Source organism: Asaia bogorensis NBRC 16594 (genome assembly GCF_001547995.1).
GTDB lineage: Bacteria > Pseudomonadota > Alphaproteobacteria > Acetobacterales > Acetobacteraceae > Asaia > Asaia bogorensis.
This window is the reverse complement of the sequence record NZ_AP014690.1, coordinates 1,096,781-1,113,663: the sequence shown is the minus strand read 5'-3', so window position 1 is coordinate 1,113,663 and position 16,883 is coordinate 1,096,781. Positions and strand designations below refer to the sequence as shown.

The 16,883-nt window shown below is 60.3% G+C and carries 13 protein-coding genes and 2 tRNA genes; 8 read left to right on the top strand and 7 right to left on the bottom strand.

The window, feature by feature from the left end; genetic code table 11:
• The first annotated feature begins 73 nt into the window (after positions 1 to 73).
• The 7 genes from Asbog_RS04980 (at position 74) to Asbog_RS04950 (ending at position 8,301) form a co-directional block, all read left to right on the top strand.
• The gene (locus Asbog_RS04980) at positions 74 to 1,405 is read left to right on the top strand and encodes a hemolysin family protein (protein ID WP_171840663.1); all 1,332 of its coding nucleotides are present in this window, start codon (positions 74 to 76) and stop codon (positions 1,403 to 1,405) included.
• Positions 1,406 to 1,796: 391 nt separating this feature from the next.
• Positions 1,797 to 3,848 (top strand): FUSC family protein, encoded by a 2,052-nt coding sequence (locus Asbog_RS04975; RefSeq protein WP_083510712.1) that lies wholly within the window; start codon positions 1,797 to 1,799, stop codon positions 3,846 to 3,848.
• Between the two features lie 33 nt (positions 3,849 to 3,881).
• Complete coding sequence (locus Asbog_RS04970; protein ID WP_023978594.1) at positions 3,882 to 4,076, top strand: DUF1656 domain-containing protein; 195 nt, start codon at positions 3,882 to 3,884, stop codon at positions 4,074 to 4,076.
• Positions 4,077 to 4,089: 13 nt separating this feature from the next.
• Positions 4,090 to 5,037: an HlyD family efflux transporter periplasmic adaptor subunit gene (locus Asbog_RS04965; protein WP_062164292.1), complete on the top strand. Its 948-nt coding sequence runs from the start codon at positions 4,090 to 4,092 to the stop codon at positions 5,035 to 5,037.
• 64 nt (positions 5,038 to 5,101) lie between these two features.
• Positions 5,102 to 5,659 carry a nicotinamidase gene (locus tag Asbog_RS04960; RefSeq protein WP_062164291.1) on the top strand — a complete coding sequence of 186 codons (558 nt, stop codon included), beginning with the start codon at positions 5,102 to 5,104 and terminating at the stop codon, positions 5,657 to 5,659.
• 125 nt (positions 5,660 to 5,784) lie between these two features.
• Complete coding sequence (locus tag Asbog_RS04955) at positions 5,785 to 7,299, top strand: PepSY domain-containing protein (RefSeq protein WP_062164290.1); 1,515 nt, start codon at positions 5,785 to 5,787, stop codon at positions 7,297 to 7,299.
• Positions 7,300 to 7,314: 15 nt separating this feature from the next.
• Positions 7,315 to 8,301 (top strand): DMT family transporter, encoded by a 987-nt coding sequence (locus Asbog_RS04950; RefSeq protein ID WP_062164289.1) that lies wholly within the window; start codon positions 7,315 to 7,317, stop codon positions 8,299 to 8,301.
• A gap of 41 nt (positions 8,302 to 8,342) precedes the next feature.
• On the opposite strand, the gene Asbog_RS04945 is transcribed toward Asbog_RS04950, so the two are convergent.
• The 7 genes from Asbog_RS04945 to Asbog_RS04915 form a co-directional block, all read right to left on the bottom strand.
• The gene (locus Asbog_RS04945) at positions 8,343 to 8,729 is read right to left on the bottom strand and encodes a response regulator (RefSeq protein WP_197669055.1); all 387 of its coding nucleotides are present in this window, start codon (positions 8,727 to 8,729) and stop codon (positions 8,343 to 8,345) included.
• Positions 8,726 to 10,660 (bottom strand): GAF domain-containing protein, encoded by a 1,935-nt coding sequence (locus tag Asbog_RS04940; protein WP_197669054.1) that lies wholly within the window; start codon positions 10,658 to 10,660, stop codon positions 8,726 to 8,728. The genes Asbog_RS04945 and Asbog_RS04940 overlap by 4 nt, the downstream gene beginning before the upstream one ends.
• 172 nt (positions 10,661 to 10,832) lie before the next feature.
• On the bottom strand, positions 10,833 to 13,793 hold the full coding sequence (locus Asbog_RS04935; RefSeq protein WP_146926606.1) for a ligand-binding sensor domain-containing diguanylate cyclase: 2,961 nt from the start codon (positions 13,791 to 13,793) through the stop codon (positions 10,833 to 10,835).
• A 532-nt stretch (positions 13,794 to 14,325) separates the two neighbouring features.
• Positions 14,326 to 14,402, bottom strand: a tRNA-Arg gene (locus Asbog_RS04930).
• 24 nt (positions 14,403 to 14,426) lie between these two features.
• Positions 14,427 to 14,503, bottom strand: a tRNA-Pro gene (locus tag Asbog_RS04925).
• A gap of 113 nt (positions 14,504 to 14,616) precedes the next feature.
• Complete coding sequence (gpt, locus tag Asbog_RS04920; protein ID WP_023978602.1) at positions 14,617 to 15,102, bottom strand: xanthine phosphoribosyltransferase; 486 nt, start codon at positions 15,100 to 15,102, stop codon at positions 14,617 to 14,619.
• The gene (locus Asbog_RS04915; protein ID WP_031240730.1) at positions 15,102 to 15,455 is read right to left on the bottom strand and encodes a hypothetical protein; all 354 of its coding nucleotides are present in this window, start codon (positions 15,453 to 15,455) and stop codon (positions 15,102 to 15,104) included. The genes gpt and Asbog_RS04915 overlap by 1 nt, the downstream gene beginning before the upstream one ends.
• A 164-nt stretch (positions 15,456 to 15,619) precedes the next feature.
• Here Asbog_RS04915 and Asbog_RS04910 point away from each other — a divergent pair, with 164 nt between their 5' ends.
• Positions 15,620 to 16,882: an MFS transporter gene (locus Asbog_RS04910; protein WP_062164286.1), complete on the top strand. Its 1,263-nt coding sequence runs from the start codon at positions 15,620 to 15,622 to the stop codon at positions 16,880 to 16,882.
• Position 16,883: the final 1 nt, after the last annotated feature.

Here is a 16,883-nt window from a genome sequence, read left to right as displayed (position 1 = left end):
ACTGCGCCATGAGCCAAGAAAAACATCAAAGCAGGCTCTTCTTCCAGCCCATTCAGAATGAGGAGTCAGGCACATGATGCTGCTGCTTCTGGGCCTCGCGGCCATGGTGGCAGCGATTGCCGTCTCGATCCTGATATCACTTTCCGAGATCTCCTTTGCCGCGGCGCGCGACATTCGCCTGCGTGCGCTGGCCGATCAGGGTGACGCCCGTGCGGCGGCTTTCCTCAAGCTGCGGCGTAATAGCGGGCAGGTCATCACCGTCCTGCAAATCTGCCTCAATGCCGTAGGCGTTCTTGGCGGTGTCATCTCCAGTGAGCTTCTCACACCGGCCTTCAGCACAGCGCTGATCGAGGCCGGGCTGACGCCAGGTGTCGCCACCAAGACGGCTGCAACGCTGGCCTTTATGATCGTGACGGGCCTGTTCGTCCTGTTTGCTGATCTGCTGCCAAAACGTATCGCCCTGAACAATCCGGACCGTGTGGCGCTGCGTGTCGGCTGGTTCCTTACCGGCGCGTTGAGAGTGCTCTACCCCGCCGTCTGGATTTTCTCGGTGATTTCAGACTGGCTGCTCACCCTGCTGCGCATCCCGGCAGCCTCTGCCGTTGAGCCCGTCACGCCTGAGGATCTGAACGCCATGCTGGCCGCAGGCACGGCATCCGGCGTGTTGCAGGAGAAAGAGCACCAGTTGATCCAGAACGTTCTGGCGCTGCAGGATCGCTCTGTCACCTCGGCCATGACCCCGCGAGACGAGATCGTTTTTCTCGACGTGCAGGAGAGCCTTGAATCCCAGCGCGACAAGGTACGTATCCGGCCCTATTCGCGCTATCCGCTCTGCGATGGCGGCCTCGATCACGTGATTGGCTCGATCCGCGCCGAGGACGTTCTGGTAGCGGTCGTGGATGAGGTGCCGGCCTACACCGATCCGAGCCAGCCCATTACCAACCAGATTTTCCGGATGCGTCGTGACACGCTTTCGCTGCCGGACACGCTGAATTTGTGGGACACACTGGCGCAGTTCGACTCGCATGGTGCAGGCTTCGCGCTGATCGTGAATGAATACGGTCTCGTGGTCGGTCTGATCACGTTCAAGGACATCATGGGCGCGCTCATGGATGGACTCGCAAGCCCGTTTGAAGAGCAGGCCATTGTGCGACGCGACGCAAATTCGTGGCTTATCGATGGAGCGGCCCCCATCGGGGACGTGTTCCGTGAGCTCGATATCAACCTCGACGCCGAACGCGATCTGTTTCACACGATCGGTGGTTTCGTCATGCATCGACTGCGCCGCATGGCGCGCAAGGCCGACCGGGTCGAGGCTGCGGGATACCGCTTCGAGGTCGTCGATGTGGATGGTTTCCGCATCAACCAGCTTCTCGTTTCCCGTATGGCACAAGGTGACGCGTAAGCACCTTTTTTACGGATAGCCATACCGGGTGTCGGGGGTACTCGTGATATCAGAAGACAATCCGAGACGGCGGCAATCGAACGTCTCCTGACGCTTCGAGACAGCCGTAGCGTTGCCGGAGCCCCCCTTCGGGTGATCCCCCGAGCTTGTCGCCGGCTTGTCCGCGTCACGGCGTCTATCCTGACATCGCCTGACGTCATGGCGGCTTTCGATCACAGGACAGCCTGTCGATATCCTTCCAAAACCACAAACGTCTGCCCGCAACGGGGGCACCATTACAGACCCGTATCTGACAAAGGATTTCCCGGTCTGCATCAGGCCCCTGCGTGCTTGACCTTCTGAGCCTTCGGGGCGTTCCTGTTGCGCGGGTCAGATTTCGGGTTGGAGGCACATGTCAGAGGGGGTGGAAACACGCATACGCTGGTGGCCCGTCCCCGCCGATCTGCCCAACCCACCCTTCCCGCCCGGATGGATCGGTTTTTCCCTGCGCAGTTGGGCGGCAGTCTGTCTCGCCCTTGCCACCGCCTTCTGGGCGCAGCTCGACTCCCCCGCTGGCGCCGCCGTCACCGTCATGATCATTACCCAGCCCCTGCGCGGACAGGCCCTTTCCAAGGCGCTCTACCGGCTGGTTGGCACGGCGCTCGGCGTGGGCGCTTCCATCCTGCTCATCGCTTGTTTCAGCCAGGATCGCGGCATGATGCTGGGTGGATGCGCGTTGTGGCTGGCAGGCTGCACCTATATCGGGTCGCTTGAACGCCATTTCCGTTCCTATGGCGCACTGCTCGCCGGTTACACGATCGCTCTGGTCGCCATCAACGTAATCGACACACCGCAGAATGTGTTTGACGTCGCCCTTTCCCGCGCAAGCTGTGTGGCGATTGGCATCGCCTCTGTAGCCTTCATCAACATGCTTACCGGCTCGCCTAAGGCGTGGCAGAAACTGGCGGATAGTCTTGAGGCCAAGGCGGGTCAGATCCGGGCTTTCGGACGCGATGCCATGCGGGGTGATTCCGTGCCAGATGCGATGGAGACCACAGCCATCGCAGGCGAGATTCTTTCGCTCTCGGCCCAGATTACCTATGCCCGTACCGAGATCGACCGCTCAACGCGGCGTAGCGCCGGAGCGCGTCTTGCGATTATCGGTATGCTCACCGTCCTTGGGTCGGGACGCGCCATCGCCCATATCCTGCGTCACAAGAGTGTCTCGGCTCTCGCGCATCGTCACGTGCTGGCATGGCATGAGTTACGTGAGGACAATAGCGACCGCTACGAGACGGTTGGCTCCCTGATGGACGCCATGCAGGCGGAGGCACCGGATTATCACCCCGACGCCCATGATGCGCATTTTCTGGAGCGCAGCGCCGTCATGCTGAGCAACCGGCTTCATATCGCGACGGGCATCGATACGCTGCAGCACGCCACCCCGGCAGGGAACGCCCTCAAACTGGCACAGCTTGGCCAGCATGCCGATCATGTCGCCGCGTTTATCAACGCGCTACGGGTCCTGCTGGGATTCTCGATCACCGCCGGGCTTTGCATCGCCAGCGATCAGCCTGCCTCAATGGCGGCTCTGTCACAGGCCGCGCTGATCTTGACGCTGGCGTCCACCGCACTCGACACCTCCCAATTCGGCATGGGTGCAATACTCGGCCTCTCATTGGCCGTGGCTGTGGCCATCGTCATGAATTATTTCGTGCTCCCGCATATCGCTGCTTTCGGTGCGCTGGCCCTGGTCTTTCTGCCCCACACGATCTTTGCCTGCGTCATGCTGATGAACGCCCGTACAAGCGCCATCGGGTTCAATTACGGGGCGTTTTTCCCAATCATCCTCGGTCTGAGCAATCATCAGGATTACGATCCGCTCGCCTTCATCTCGCGCAATATTTTCTATCTGATCTCGGGTGTCGTTGCCTTCGTCATTCTGGTCCTGCTTTTCCCTCCCACGCCCAAAAGCCGACGTTTTCGTATCGCTGCCTCAATCGGTCAGGATCTCGAGGCCCAGTTGTATGGAAACGGGAAGCCAGCCGGGGCGCGTTTGCTTAGCCTCAAATATGACAGGCTCGCGCAATTGCTGACCTGGACAAAACGCATGGACGCGCATCGCCGCGTCAACCGCCATGTCTTCAATCGCCTTGTCATGCTGGAGGACCTCGCCACCACGCTGGCGCGGGTGCGTCACTATCTGGATGAGGCTGCGGCCTCGCCGTGCCTGCGCCTTCTCGCCACTGAAGCACATGGGCTGATCAACACCGCTTCGTTTCCCACGCTTGGCCATGCTCTGCCACAAATCAGCAACCGCTTTCTCGATATCGCACGCACGGCGCGCGACCATGAGCGCAATCTGGCCGTGCTCTGCGCGGGCAGTCTTGAGGCAGTGCGGTCCACACTTGAGGATAATCGCTCGACCTTGCGCCATTTCGGCCTGGGGCGTCGGCGATGGTAGGCGGGATTTCCACACGCAACACGGGTGATGGGTATGAGTGAAGTCATCGACCTCGAAGGCGTTCTCGTCTCGGCCTTTGTCGCCAATCTGTTTCTCGCTCTCCTCACGCTGGCCATTGTGCGCTGGTGCTTCGGCCGTCTCAATCTGTGGCGTTTTTTCTGGAATCCGCCACTCGCGCAATTCGGCCTGCTTGTCTGTCTGCTTGGCCTTTATACCTGGCTTTTGTGAAGGTAATCCGCTCGTGCTCGCTCGCGCCTCCCGCCTGATCCGGTGGTTCATCACCCTGTCGATCCTTGTGGTCGCCGGGATCGTTATCGTGATCCTGTGGGATTACTATACCGCAGCCCCCTGGACCCGTAACGGGCAGGTCCGCGCGCAGGTCGTGAACATGGCGCCGCGTGTTTCAGGCGAAATTATCGAGGTTCGGGTGCAGGATAACGAATTCGTGCATCGGGGCGACGTGCTCTATGTCATCGATCCTTTCGACTTCAAGGTGCGTGTCGCCTCCGCCGAAGCCAATTTGGCCGAGCGTAAGGCCGATCTCGATTTCAGGAATTCGCAGTTCCAGCGGCGTCGGATCATCCCGGGGGTTGCTGTATCGGGCGAGGAAAAACAGCAATATGCCGCCGCCGCCGCTCAAGCCCGTGCCCAGTATGATGCCGCTCAGGCAGCCCTCAGACAGGCCCGCATCGATCTGGAGCGGACGATCGTGCACAGTTCGATCGATGGCTACGTGACAAACCTGCTCATGCGGCCCGGCGATTTTGCCACAGCCGGCCATGTGAATATTCAGATCATCGATTCCGCCTCCTACTGGGTGGACGGCTATTTCGAGGAGACCAAGGTCCATAATATCGAGATTGGCGACCCTGTCCGGATGGATCTTATGGGCGGCCATCATCCTGTTTTCGGCCATGTCGAGAGCATTACCCGCGGCATCTCAAGCATGAATGCCTCGACTGCAACACAGGGCCTGCCATCGGTGGACCCGGTCTATACATGGGTGAGGCTCGCCCAGCGTATTCCGGTGCGTATCCATATCGACAAGCTCCCGCCTGACCTGTATCTGGCAGCGGGCATGACGGCCACCGTCACGATTGTCTCCGAAAACGGCCACAGGCGGCACATGTCCACAAAGGACGCGCTCCATCATTTCGGGGACGACATGCGTCATGTTATCGGCCATTAAGAAAGCGGAATGATGCGATGGCACGCAGGCGCCTAGCCTTTTGGAGAAACAGGGAGCCACCGGAATGACCATGCGAAAAGCCCTCCTCCTGATTGACGTACAGAACGATTTTCTACCTGGCGGCGCACTCGGCGTGCCCAATGGCGATGCGATTTTACCGGCAATCGACACGCTCCTGTCTCTTGATTTTGCAGCCGTTATCGCCAGCCGGGACTGGCATCCGCCTGAACACTGCTCTTTCACGCCCTATGGCGGTCCCTGGCCCATTCACTGCGTAGCGGGCACAAGAGGGGCCGATTTTTCTCCCCGCCTGAACCAGAGCCGACTCAGCCATATCGTCCATAAGGGGCTGGATATCGCCTGTGATTCCTACTCGGCCTTTTTCGATAACGATCAGGTTCACGCCACCGGGCTCGAAGGCCTCCTGCGCGGGCTCGATATCGGGCATGTCACGCTTTGCGGCCTCGCACTCGATTACTGTGTTGCCGCAACGGCCCGGGATGCGCGGCGGCTTGGCTTCGCAACTGATATCGCGCTCCCTGGCTGTCGCGGCATTGCCCCTGACCCTGCTGCCTGCCTGACGGAACTGCGCATGCTTGGCGTGAACCTCATCGAGGCCTGAGCAGGCGGCATCGATGCAGCGCCGCACGACACAGGCGTCTTGTCAGGGCGATCACGAGGCGGCAGGTAAAAGCCGCCTCCCTCTGCTTTTATCCGGATCAACCATGCGCCCGCGCCTCCTTCATCATGACTGATCGCGCGAAGCAATGGCGCAAAAAAGCCGTTCGAGCGGCGTTTCTGGTTCATCGCTGGCTGGGTATTGGCCTTGGCGCGCTGATGCTTCTCTGGTGCCTGTCCGGGATGGTCATGCTCTGGAAGCCCTGGCCTCAGCCAGACGAGCAGCTTGCCAGACTGGCACATGAGCCTCTCCGGTTCGATCGCCCTCCTGTGCTTCCGGATCTGCATGGTTTCTATCGGCAGTTCCGGCTGGTTATGGCCGGATCTGTCCCGGTTTTGCAGGTCATGGGCGACAAGGCAGAAAACCGGAATTTCGACCTGCGCACAGGCCAGATTCTGGGCCGTGAGAATATTTATCCCGACCCTGCCGCTCTGGCGGAGGTCGCTGGCCGCTATGCTGCGCTGGAGGGCGAAACCGCCCCACCCGTTTTCAGAGGGCTGCGCCGCGTGGATCAATGGATCCTGAATACCAAGGGCCATGATGCAGGGTTCTATCGCTTTGATTTCGACAGCCCGCGCCGCACGATCCTCTATCTCTCTCCGCTGACGGGCGATGTCGTGCAGGCCACCACCCGCAAGACACGGTTCTGGTCATGGCTCGGCGCTATCCCCCACTGGCTGTATTTTTCACAACTGCGCCGTTACCCCGTCATCTGGTCTGACACACTCATCATCCTGTCAGGCCTTGGCGTCACCCTGACCACGCTTGGACTCTGGATCGGTCTGCGCCGCTTCCGGGTCGGGCGTCGACTTTCACCCTATCGCGGCGCGCATCTCATTCATCATGCTGCCGGGTCGGTCTTCGGGCTCTTCCTCCTGTCATGGATCCTGACCGGGTTTCTCAGCATGAACCCGGCGGGGCTGATGGCTCACAAGCCCTCCCCCCTCTGGATGTCCCAATGGCGCGGCACACTGCCCGCATCGGCACTGACAGAGACAATTGCTGCTCTTACCCACGTACCTCATCAGTCGTTTCGCGACGTTCTTGTCCTGCCCGGTGCGCGTGGAACGAGACTTGCGGTGACAGACGCAGAGGGTACCCCGCAGCGTCTGGATCTGACACTCGCTCCCTCACCCCTGACCGGGCAGGAACTTGTCGATACGATGGCCCAGACGGGCACAAGGGCTGAGGTAACGCTCTTGCAGAACGATGACGCCTATTATTTCTCGACGCGTCACAAACGCCGCGTCTTTCCGGTTTTTCGTCTCATCGGAGAAGACAGGGCAAGACTCTATCTCGATGCCCGGTCCGGCGAGGCGCTGCTACGTATCGACACAGCAGAAAAAGGCTCACGCTGGCTCATCTATGGTCCCCATGATCTCGATTTCTTTTCTTGGCTCCGTCAGCCAGACGCACGGCTTCGGATCATTCTGCCCCTGCTCGGCGGTGTCAGCCTGATATGCCTGTGTGGCCTGTGGATCGGCGTGAAGCGCTGCCGGCATCGACGCCACAGCCCGGCGGGGCTTGACCATGCAGCACGTAACAGATCAGGAAGAAAACCACGCCGCCATGCAAGATCGTGATGCAAGAGAGCCAGGATGACACCCCCTTCTGCCACACAGCCTGACCGACAAGCTTATCCCCTGGGCATTTTATGTGGCGCAGGCGCAGGGGCCCTGTGGGGGCTGGTTTTTCTCGCCCCTGAACTGGTGCGTCATTTCTCGCCGCTTTATCTCGCCGCCGGGCGCTACCTCGCCTACGGCCTTATCGCACTCATCCTGATTGGCGCGCGATTGCCCGCGCTATGCCGGGTTCTGGCAGCTCGTGACTGGAGCACATTGTTCCGTCTCTCGTTTCTGGGAAACAGTTTCTACTATGTCATGCTATCCATGGCCGTGCAGAAGGGTGGAATTGCCCTGACTTCCCTTGTCATAGGGTTCATGCCTGTGGCCGTAACGATTATCGGCAGTCGCGACCACGATGCCCCACCGTTGCTGAAACTCGCGCCATCGCTGTTCTTCTGCATGATCGGGGCTTTCTGCATTGGCTGGCAGGCGCTGTTTCAGGTCGATCTGTCACGGGAAATTGCGGGGCACAACCCTGTTCTCGGCCTTGCATGCGCCTGCGCTGCACTCGCCTCTTGGACCGGCTTTGCTGTCGGGAACAGTCGCGCCCTTGCGCGTCTCGATCATGTCTCAGCGCATGACTGGAACCTACTTACGGGGATCATGACTGGCGCCCAGGCTCTTGTGCTCTTTCCTGCCGCTATACTGAGCGACGCAGGGCAGCATAGCCATCATGACTGGCTTGTGTTCTGGGCGGTTTCGGCCGGGGTGGCCTTTATCGCTTCGGTCTGTGGCAATGCCTTGTGGAACCGCATGAGCCGGTTGCTACCGCTTACCCTCACCGGGCAGATGATCCTGTTCGAGACGCTTTTTGCGCTGATCTACGGGTTTGCATGGGAGCAGCGCTTGCCACGCCCGCTGGAGATCGGCTCTTTCCTGTTTATCATCGCCAGCGTCCTGTCATGTGTCGCGGCGCATCGTCGCCCCGCCCCGGAGGCCGTAACCGAACAGACGATGTAATGCCTGTCCGGCTGATCCGTCAGGAAAATTACGGCGTACGCTCAAGCGAAGAGGGTCAGGGCTTCCTTCACGCGCTGCTCGTTCAGCGGTTTGGGCAGAAATCTGGCCCGTGCCGGAAAAGTGGCGAGTTGAGGCACGCCGCGACCGCTCGTCACGATAATCTCGATGGGCGGCCAGCGATCACGCACGAGAGCAGCCAGACGTAATCCGTCCATGCTGCCAGGCATGTCCACATCGGCCAGAACGATACGGATATCAGGTCGGGTTTCCAGAACGATCAGGGCCTGATCGGCATCCGAGGCCTCCGCCACAGCGTAACCGGCTTCCTCGACCATATCCATCAGACACATGCGCTGCAGCGGCTCGTCCTCCACAACCAATACGGTAGGGAAACCTGACGTTTTGCCCGATATCGCGTGCGCCATCATGTCCTCATGATCTTTTCTGCATCGGCCCTGAAGCTGGCCGACAGACCTTCAGGCTCATAGCGCAGCGCAACGCCTCCCGTTCCAATCAGACCAAAGGAAATAAGGCGTGAGCCAAATCCGCCACGTACGGGCTTGGCAGCAGGTGGACCGTAACGCTCTCGCCAGTTCAATACGAGCTCGCCGCCCCCGGTCTGGCACTCGATCTCCCAGTCGATCTCGATCTCGCCTTCAGGCACTGAAAGCGCCCCGTGCTTGCAGGCATTGGTCGTCATTTCGTGGATCAGAAGCGCCGTGGACATCGCTGCACGCGAGCCCAGACGTATGACAGGCCCCGACAGGCGGCATCGCTCATCCATACTGGCGTCGCGCAGGATATTGGCGATCAGATCGCCCAGATGGGCGGCGCGCTGGTCATCACCATGCAGCAGGTCATGCGCGCGCCCTAATGACTGCAGCCGTTCATAGAAGCGCGTGGCATCCTCTTTTGAAAGCGCATCACGCAGGGTCATTCGGGCGACCGCCTGCACCATTGCCAGCGTATTGCGCAGACGATGGGCAATCTCACCATTGACCACTGCCTGCATCTCGTCAGCACGACGCCGCGCTATGGCCACCTCCAGACGGTCTGCCGCGTTATGCAGCCAGTGAATCTCATCCGCACCCCACTCATGCGGGTGAGAGAAATGCACCAGCATGAGCGCTACGTTACGACCATCCTCGCGCACCGGAATATTGATCACGCCGCGCGCATGAAGGGCCAGCCAGCCAGCACTCTCGTCAGCTGTACGCGGATCGATCAGGATATCGTTGATCACGAGCGCTTCGCCGGCGAGAAGCGTCTCGCGCAGTCTGCCGTAATCATCGAAGCGATAACGCCCCTTGATGGAGGGCATCCCCTCTACCGCCCATCCCTCACTGACAGTCAGGGTTTCGATGTCGTGATCGAGTTCGCCATAGGTGGCACGGTCGGCATCGAGCGCCTCACCGATAACCGCCATGGCCCGGCATATCATGACGTCGACGTCACGTTCGTCCCGTAACACGTCCCCGAGCGCTATGAGGCCGGTCTGACGCTTGTCAGCCGCGACCTGAGCGGTAGTTTCCCGAAAGGTGAGCGAAAAGAAGTCCTGCCCCACAGGGTAGAACGTGCCCTCGAACCAGCGACGCAGCAGGCGCACTTCCTGCACGAAAGACACGGGACGGTTTTCGTCCACGGCCTGCGCCGCAAGGGAAATCCAGCGTGTCTCGACCCCCGGAAAGATATCGCGACATGTCTTGTTGATGGCATCGGCTGCCGCAATGCCGAGATGGCGCTCCCAGGCCGGGTTGACCTCCTGATATCGCCAGTCAAACACCCGCCCTGCCTCATCACGCATGAGTTTTGCGAGAATATATCCCTCGTTCATGGTCTGGATGAGACTGCGCCAATGCATCTGTGCCCGATCATGGGCCATGCTCCGACGACGCAGTTCCAGCAGATCGACCACCAGACGCGCCAGCTTTTCGAGCGCCGCGCGCTGCACATCGGACAGCCCCCCTGGCTTCGGCGCCGGGTCGAACACCGCCAGCGCCCCGATTGTGCCAAACGGGGTCCGCAGAGGTACGCCCGCGTAAAACCGGAGATGGGGCGCCTCGACCACGAGCGGGTTACGATCAGTGCGGGGATCAAGCCGGAGATCCTCGATCTCGATGATTGAGTCCGTGGCGACCACCATGCCGCAAATGGCATGGTCAAGATCAGTCTGGCACAGGCCGATGCCCTGACGGGCCTTGAACCACTGGCGATCCCTGTCGATCAGGCTCACGACGCCGGAGCGGGTTTCGCAGATCTGGCTGGCGAGCGCGACCAGATCATCATAGCCACGCTCAGGTGGCGTATCGAGAATGTCATAGGCACGCAGCCCATGCGGTGTCGCCATCTTATCAACCATACCCGGTTCCATGCACCTCAGGTCCGGAATGCCCGCAGGATCATTCCGGCTTACGGCTTCGAGCTTGTGCGACAAGTGAACTAAGCGGAGGAATGCGACCATACGGTGTTACATGCCCGATGGACAACCATTGTTTGTTTACGTTTTGGCCCCACTCGCCTCCCGTCCGTGATCAGCCATTGTGGATGCGATCGCGCCCCGCGTTCTTGGCTCCATAGAGCAACAGATCAGCGCGCTTCATAAGCGTCTTGATGGTATCGCCAGCTTCAAAGCGGGTCAGCCCTGCGCTGAAGGTGACCAACCCGGTAGACCGTGAGATTTCCCAATCGGTCTTTTCATGAAAAGCCTCACGCACACTGTCGAGACGAGCTATGGCCGTCTCCAATGTCTGGGCAGGCAGAAGAATACCGAACTCCTCCCCACCGATACGGGCCACCATGTCAGCCGGATGCGTATGGGTCTCGAGCACGTGGGCGACCTGACGCAGAACCTGATCCCCCGTCTGGTGGGAATAGGTGTCATTGATCGCCTTGAAATGATCGATATCGACAATCGCCAGACAGAAATCAGGACCACCAGCGTTGGCCCCTGTCAGCATTTTCTCCACCGCCTCATCGAAGGCGCGACGGTTGTAAACCCCGGTCAGGGCATCTTCACGCGCCTGTCGGGCAGTCAGGTCGATCTGGATTTCCAGACGCGCCAGCAGGGCATCTTTTTCCCTCGTCTGGGCCTCAAGATCGGTCGTGCGAGACCGGATGACGCGCGCCAGACGATTTGCCTCCGCCCGGTAGCTCCAGACAATGCCCCAGTAGGACAGCGCGATGACGATGCAAAGCGCTACCGCACAGGAGACCCAGAACTGGCGCCTCTGCCACCATTTGGGGTCGATCACGAAGCGCACCAGCGTCACAGGTCGGGGCCAGACCTGCCCTGGATGTGCGGCCGAAGTGGTGAGTGTGTAAGCGCCGGGGGGGAGCGATGTCAGTTCGAGCGTGCGCGAACGTCCGGTTGTCGTCCAGGCACTCCCTGCCCCCGTGATCGTAGTGCGGAAAAGGATTTCCTTGGGTGCGATATAGCTTGGTGCCGTGTAGCGTATGGTCAGGTTATGGCGCGACGGCACATGCAAAACGTCCCCCTTGCGCAGATCATGGATATCGCGCCCGTCCAGAGCCACGCCATCGAGTGCGACAGGGGGTGGGGGTGGTTTGACGAGAAATTTGTCGAAGCTGTTCGTGTCGGTTCTGGCAAGACCGATGGCCGTTGCAATCCAGAGCGTTCCATCCCGTGCAAGCGCGGCACTGGGCTGCGCGCTTCCGCTGGCCTGACTACTGCTGAGCCCGTTGGTCTCGTCCAGCTGGATATAACTCAGGGCCTTGCGTCTGCCATCGGCCACGGCTTCCAGATCTGTCAGCGCCATGCGAAAAAGGCCCCGATTGCTGGTGAGCCAGAGATAACCCCTGTTATCCCGAATCAGGGTAAACACTGAGTCGACAGGCAGCCCGGCATCACGCCCGATATGGGTCATTCTCCCCTGACGATAGCGATAGAGCCCACGATCAGTGGTTAGCCAGAGATCGTCACCAATGGCAACGAAGCCGAAAATCGTGTGGGCCCCATCGACCCCGCTGAAGCGTGTGGCACGAACCTTGCCGTCACGGATGACCCGCACACCATCGAGCGTGCCGATCCAGAGCGTATCACCCTTGGTAAAAATGGCAGTGATCAAGCCACTCAATGCTTTGGACGCCGCGTATCGCTCTACTTTGTCACCCGGCATCAACCGGAACAAGCCGCGCTGCGTACCGACGATCAGGCTATGATTGCTGTCAAAAGCCAGCGCACGCACATTGCCTGCAGGCAGGCCGCTTGTGCTGTCCAGATGGCGGATGGTCCCATCCGGCGCTACGGCAAAAAGCCCGTCTGCATAGGTGCCGAGCCAGACCGTGCCGTCATGATCCTCGATACTCGACAGCACCTCGGGCTGATGCCCGGAACGCGTCGGCAGATACATGGTCTCGGGCGAATCACCGTTGATGATACGCGACAATCCACCATCCGTGCCGACCCATAATGCACCCGTATGATCCTCCATGACGGTACGGACGAAGTCACCCGACAACCCGTTATGACGGCGCAGACTGCTGAAGGGAGTTTCCTGCAACCGGAACAGTCCGGCATTGGTGCCAACCCAGATTGACCCCTCTGTATCCTCGGCCAGAGACAGGATTCGCCCGCCCGTAGGGTCGAGCGTGTCAGGCATGACCTCCACCCTGTTCCCGCTAAGGCGCAGCAAACCGTGATCCTCGGTGCCTACCCAGAGCGACCCATGCCGGTCTTGAAGCAGTGCGGTGACCCGTCCCTGATCCCTCAGATCATAGGCCAGACGAGGCTTGTTATCAGTGATGGAGAATATGCGGCTGTCCGAGACAATCCAGAATGTGCCGTCCGGCGCGTGATAAGGCCATGACAGCCCATGGGGCAGGTCCCATGACGCCGGAGGCTGACGCACATGGCCATCCTTGTCGCGTATGATGATACCGCTATAGGTGCCGAGCCACAGTGAATCCGAGGCATCGAACGCCATGTTGCGATAGATGCTTGAAAGCGGCTCGTTATGCCCCGGCGTCAGATAATGGAACCTGCCGGAATGGGACATGGTGCCCAGGCCGTGATTTTCATAGAGCATCCAGACATCGTCATGCCTGTCCACTTTCATCGACTGGACGATTGTCGAGGGCGCACTGGCCTCATGCGGCCAGAAATGCCAGCTGCCATCACTGTCATGACGACCAACATCACCACGGGAGTCGCTGAACCACATATCGCCTGCGGCATCGAGCGCGAGAGCGCCGATCCCGTTATCGGGCAGGGCCGGATCACTGCCGCGGTTCTGCACGTGAAAATCCAGCCCGTCATAGGAGACGAGACCTTCCCACGTTGCAAACCACATGCGGCCATCAGGTGTCTGAACGATGTCGCGTATGGAATTCTGCGGCAGTCCGTCCTGCGTGGTCCAGTGCTTGATGGCATAATTGCCCAGCGATGAGACGTCGTCACTGGGCGCTGCATGAGCCGAAAAGGCAGGCAAGGCGAGCATTGCCAGACTGCACAGCCCGGCCCGAATCTCGCTCACCCGGGAAACTCGATCGCGCCTGCGTGTAGGAGAGGCTGGTTTGTACGGGACCTCAGCCAAGACATGAACAACCGCATGGGCCGGGCCATGAGCGCAATACCTTGCATCGGGTCGTTCTGTCTGTCTGATCGTCGGGCTTGGTCATCTGTCACGTTCATCATGCGGGCAGAGTACGATTCTTATAGCCTTGCCCCTGCCTGGGGAAAAGCATCGAGAGCATCCTGCAACCCGACGTTGCCTTTTCGCAACGCTGCTGCAGATGGGGTTGAGATGAGGCATCCGAACAGCATCTCATGGCAAGACCATCCCCATAGTCGGATCCGGAGATTTATCGGCCAGACGTGCCAGAAGCATTGCGGGTGGAGCTGAAAAAAGCTGATCTGATGGGGTGGCGCTGCGATTGCAGCAAGTTTCGACGATGTTTGCACAAGTCGACTGCTCTGTGATCGAGACTGACATAATCTCCTGACCTGACGACAGAAGATGCAAGTTTTGAAACCTGAGAGAAGGACCAGATACGGATAAAGGGGGATGGCGCGCCCTGCTGGATTCGAACCAGCGACCCACAGCTTAGAAGGCTGTTGCTCTATCCAACTGAGCTAAGGGCGCGTATCGCCATACCCTTGGTGGTGGTGGTCGGGGCGCCCGGACTCGAACCGGGGGCCTCTTGTACCCAAAACAAGCGCGCTACCAGGCTGCGCCACGCCCCGAACGCGCGGACCCTACCGCAACTCGCGGCAGGGTGAAAGGTGCACTCTCGAAAAAACTGAAGAATTATCCGAGGTTACGCCCAGAAGTTGCGCGCCCAAGTTAGGTGCCCAGTTCAGGCGCCCAGGTTGCGGGCCAGGGGCGGCACGAAGAGCGGCGCCGTGTCCCACGGGAAGAGCACCCAGGTATCCTGCGCCACTTCCATAACATACTGATCGGTATGGGGCTTGCCGTTGGGTTTGGCGTAAAGGCAGGCAAAATGCGCCTTGGGGAGCACATCGCGCACGACCTTGGCCGTCTCACCGGAATCGACCAGATCATCGATCACCAGAAAGCCCTCACCGTCACCGGCAGCAATCGGGGCTTTCACCACGCGGGGTTCCTTCTGGTCCTGCGCGCTTTCGCCCGAATAGCTGATGACCGAGATGGATTCGACAAGACGGCAATCGAGCTCACGCGCGATAATAGCCGCCGGAATGAGCCCGCCCCTTGTGACGGCCACGATGCCCTTGAATTCGCCGCGCGCCATCAGGGCCGAGGCGAGGGTGCGGGCATCGCGGTGCAGCTGGTCCCAGGTGACGGTTGCGTAGTTGGTAGCCATCAGAACAGTTTTCCTCCATCTGGCACCCGGTGGTCCGGGCAGATCAGCACCATGTCGCCGGAGCGATCAGGCATGCCGAGCGCCAGCACTTGATTGACGGTCGTGTTTTGCAGTTGCGGGTTAACCACAGCGCAAACCTGCCTGCCAACCAGCTGCGGTGCCTTGTAGTTTCTTGCCAGGGTCATTGTGGCACGACGGACACCCAGATGGGCGCCGAAATCGATCCAGAGCAGCGTCTTGCCCCCCTCTTCCTGCGCCGAGGCGATCGTCCCGACACGTATATCGGGCTGAACGGCCCCTGCCTGCACCGGGGCCGGAGACGATTCGGGGGCAATGTCGCTGTCTGAAGTCATGCGGCGGAACCTGCCTGCGCAACCCGTGAAATGCAATCGCGCAATCACCATGCTGCGCGGGCATTCTGACGCTTGCTGTGGGGCAAAAACCTGCGCGAAGGTGTGCTGCCGATTTTCATACACAACATTGCTGGATTGCGGGCGCTGTCTATAGTGATTGCGCCATGCCAGAGCCCCTTTCTCCCGACGCTTCGCCCCCTCCTCCCTCCGACGCGCTGCGCGATATCATCGGGCTAAGGCCCTTTCTCGCCGGTCGCACGCTCTCTGCCCTGTCTGCACAGGTGCTCGCCGTGGCGGTCGCCTGGCAAACCTATGCCCTGACCCATAGCGTTACGGCGCTTGGCCTTATCGGGCTCGCCCAGTTCCTGCCTATGCTCGCGCTGGTCTTCATTTCGGGCCATGTGGCTGACCGCTATAATCGCAAGCGCATCGTGCAGATCTGTCAGGCGATCGAGGTGTGCGGTGCACTTCTCATGGCGTTCGCCACCATGACGGGCCAGCTGGCCCCGTGGGCGCTCTATGCGCTCGTCGCGTGTTTCGGGGCACTCCGGTCCTTCGAAGGGCCCTGCCAGCAGACCTTTCTGCCTTCAATCGCCACCCCGGCACAGTTCCCGCGGGCGGCGGCGCTGTCATCCTCCCTGTTCCAGACAGCCTCGATCATTGGCCCGTCCCTGGGTGGCTTGCTGTACGGCATGGGCGCGGATTTCTGTTACCTGACCTGCGCTTGTGGTTTTGCCATCGCGCTGGTTTCGACCTCGTTGCTCAGGCTGAAACCCTATGTGGGCAATCGTTCGCCCATGAGCCTTGAATCGCTCTTCGGCGGTATTGCCTTCCTCAAGCGTCGCCGCGACCTGCTGGGGGCAATCTCGCTCGATCTGTTCGCGGTGCTGCTGGGTGGGGCAACGGCGATGTTGCCTGTCTATGCCGATGATATCCTGCATCTCGGCCCCATAGGGCTGGGCATACTCCGGGCCTCACCGGCGGTGGGGGCGCTCATGGGCTCGCTGGTGCTCGCCCGCTACCCGCTCAAATCTCATGCTGGCCCCATCATGTTTGCCGCTGTCGGTATTTTCGGCATCGCCACGATTGTGTTTGGCGTCTCGCATTCCCTCACCCTCTCCGTCCTCTCCCTGGCCGTGCTGGGCGCTGCCGACGTGGTGAGTGTGGTGGTGCGTGGTGCCCTCACACAGCTTGCCACGCCCGATGGCATGCGGGGCCGTGTGTCTGCCGTGAACATGCTGTTTATCGGCTCAAGCAATCAGCTGGGTGAATTCGAGAGCGGTATGCTGGCGACAGCCATCGGCACTGAAGCCGCCGTTGTGGCAGGCGGCATTGGCACGCTTGTCGTCGCGGGGCTCTGGATCAGGATGTTCCCGCGCCTGTGGGCGCTGGATCGCCTTGATACGATCACACCGGATGAAACATGAA

Bases quoted from the DNA above. Each gene is read 5' to 3' on its own strand.
- Asbog_RS04955 (WP_062164290.1), top strand. From the start codon at position 5,785: ATGACTGATCGCGCGAAGCAATGGCGCAAAAAAGCCGTTCGAGCGGCG.
- Asbog_RS04940 (WP_197669054.1), bottom strand. From the start codon at position 10,660: ATGGTTGATAAGATGGCGACACCGCATGGGCTGCGTGCCTATGACATT.
- Asbog_RS04970 (WP_023978594.1), top strand. From the start codon at position 3,882: ATGAGTGAAGTCATCGACCTCGAAGGCGTTCTCGTCTCGGCCTTTGTC.
- Asbog_RS04960 (WP_062164291.1), top strand. From the start codon at position 5,102: ATGACCATGCGAAAAGCCCTCCTCCTGATTGACGTACAGAACGATTTT.
- gpt (WP_023978602.1), bottom strand. From the start codon at position 15,102: ATGGCTACCAACTACGCAACCGTCACCTGGGACCAGCTGCACCGCGAT.
- Asbog_RS04945 (WP_197669055.1), bottom strand. From the start codon at position 8,729: ATGATGGCGCACGCGATATCGGGCAAAACGTCAGGTTTCCCTACCGTA.
- Asbog_RS04975 (WP_083510712.1), top strand. From the start codon at position 1,797: ATGTCAGAGGGGGTGGAAACACGCATACGCTGGTGGCCCGTCCCCGCC.
- Asbog_RS04915 (WP_031240730.1), bottom strand. From the start codon at position 15,455: ATGACTTCAGACAGCGACATTGCCCCCGAATCGTCTCCGGCCCCGGTG.
- Asbog_RS04910 (WP_062164286.1), top strand. From the start codon at position 15,620: ATGCCAGAGCCCCTTTCTCCCGACGCTTCGCCCCCTCCTCCCTCCGAC.
- Asbog_RS04950 (WP_062164289.1), top strand. From the start codon at position 7,315: ATGACACCCCCTTCTGCCACACAGCCTGACCGACAAGCTTATCCCCTG.
- Asbog_RS04980 (WP_171840663.1), top strand. From the start codon at position 74: ATGATGCTGCTGCTTCTGGGCCTCGCGGCCATGGTGGCAGCGATTGCC.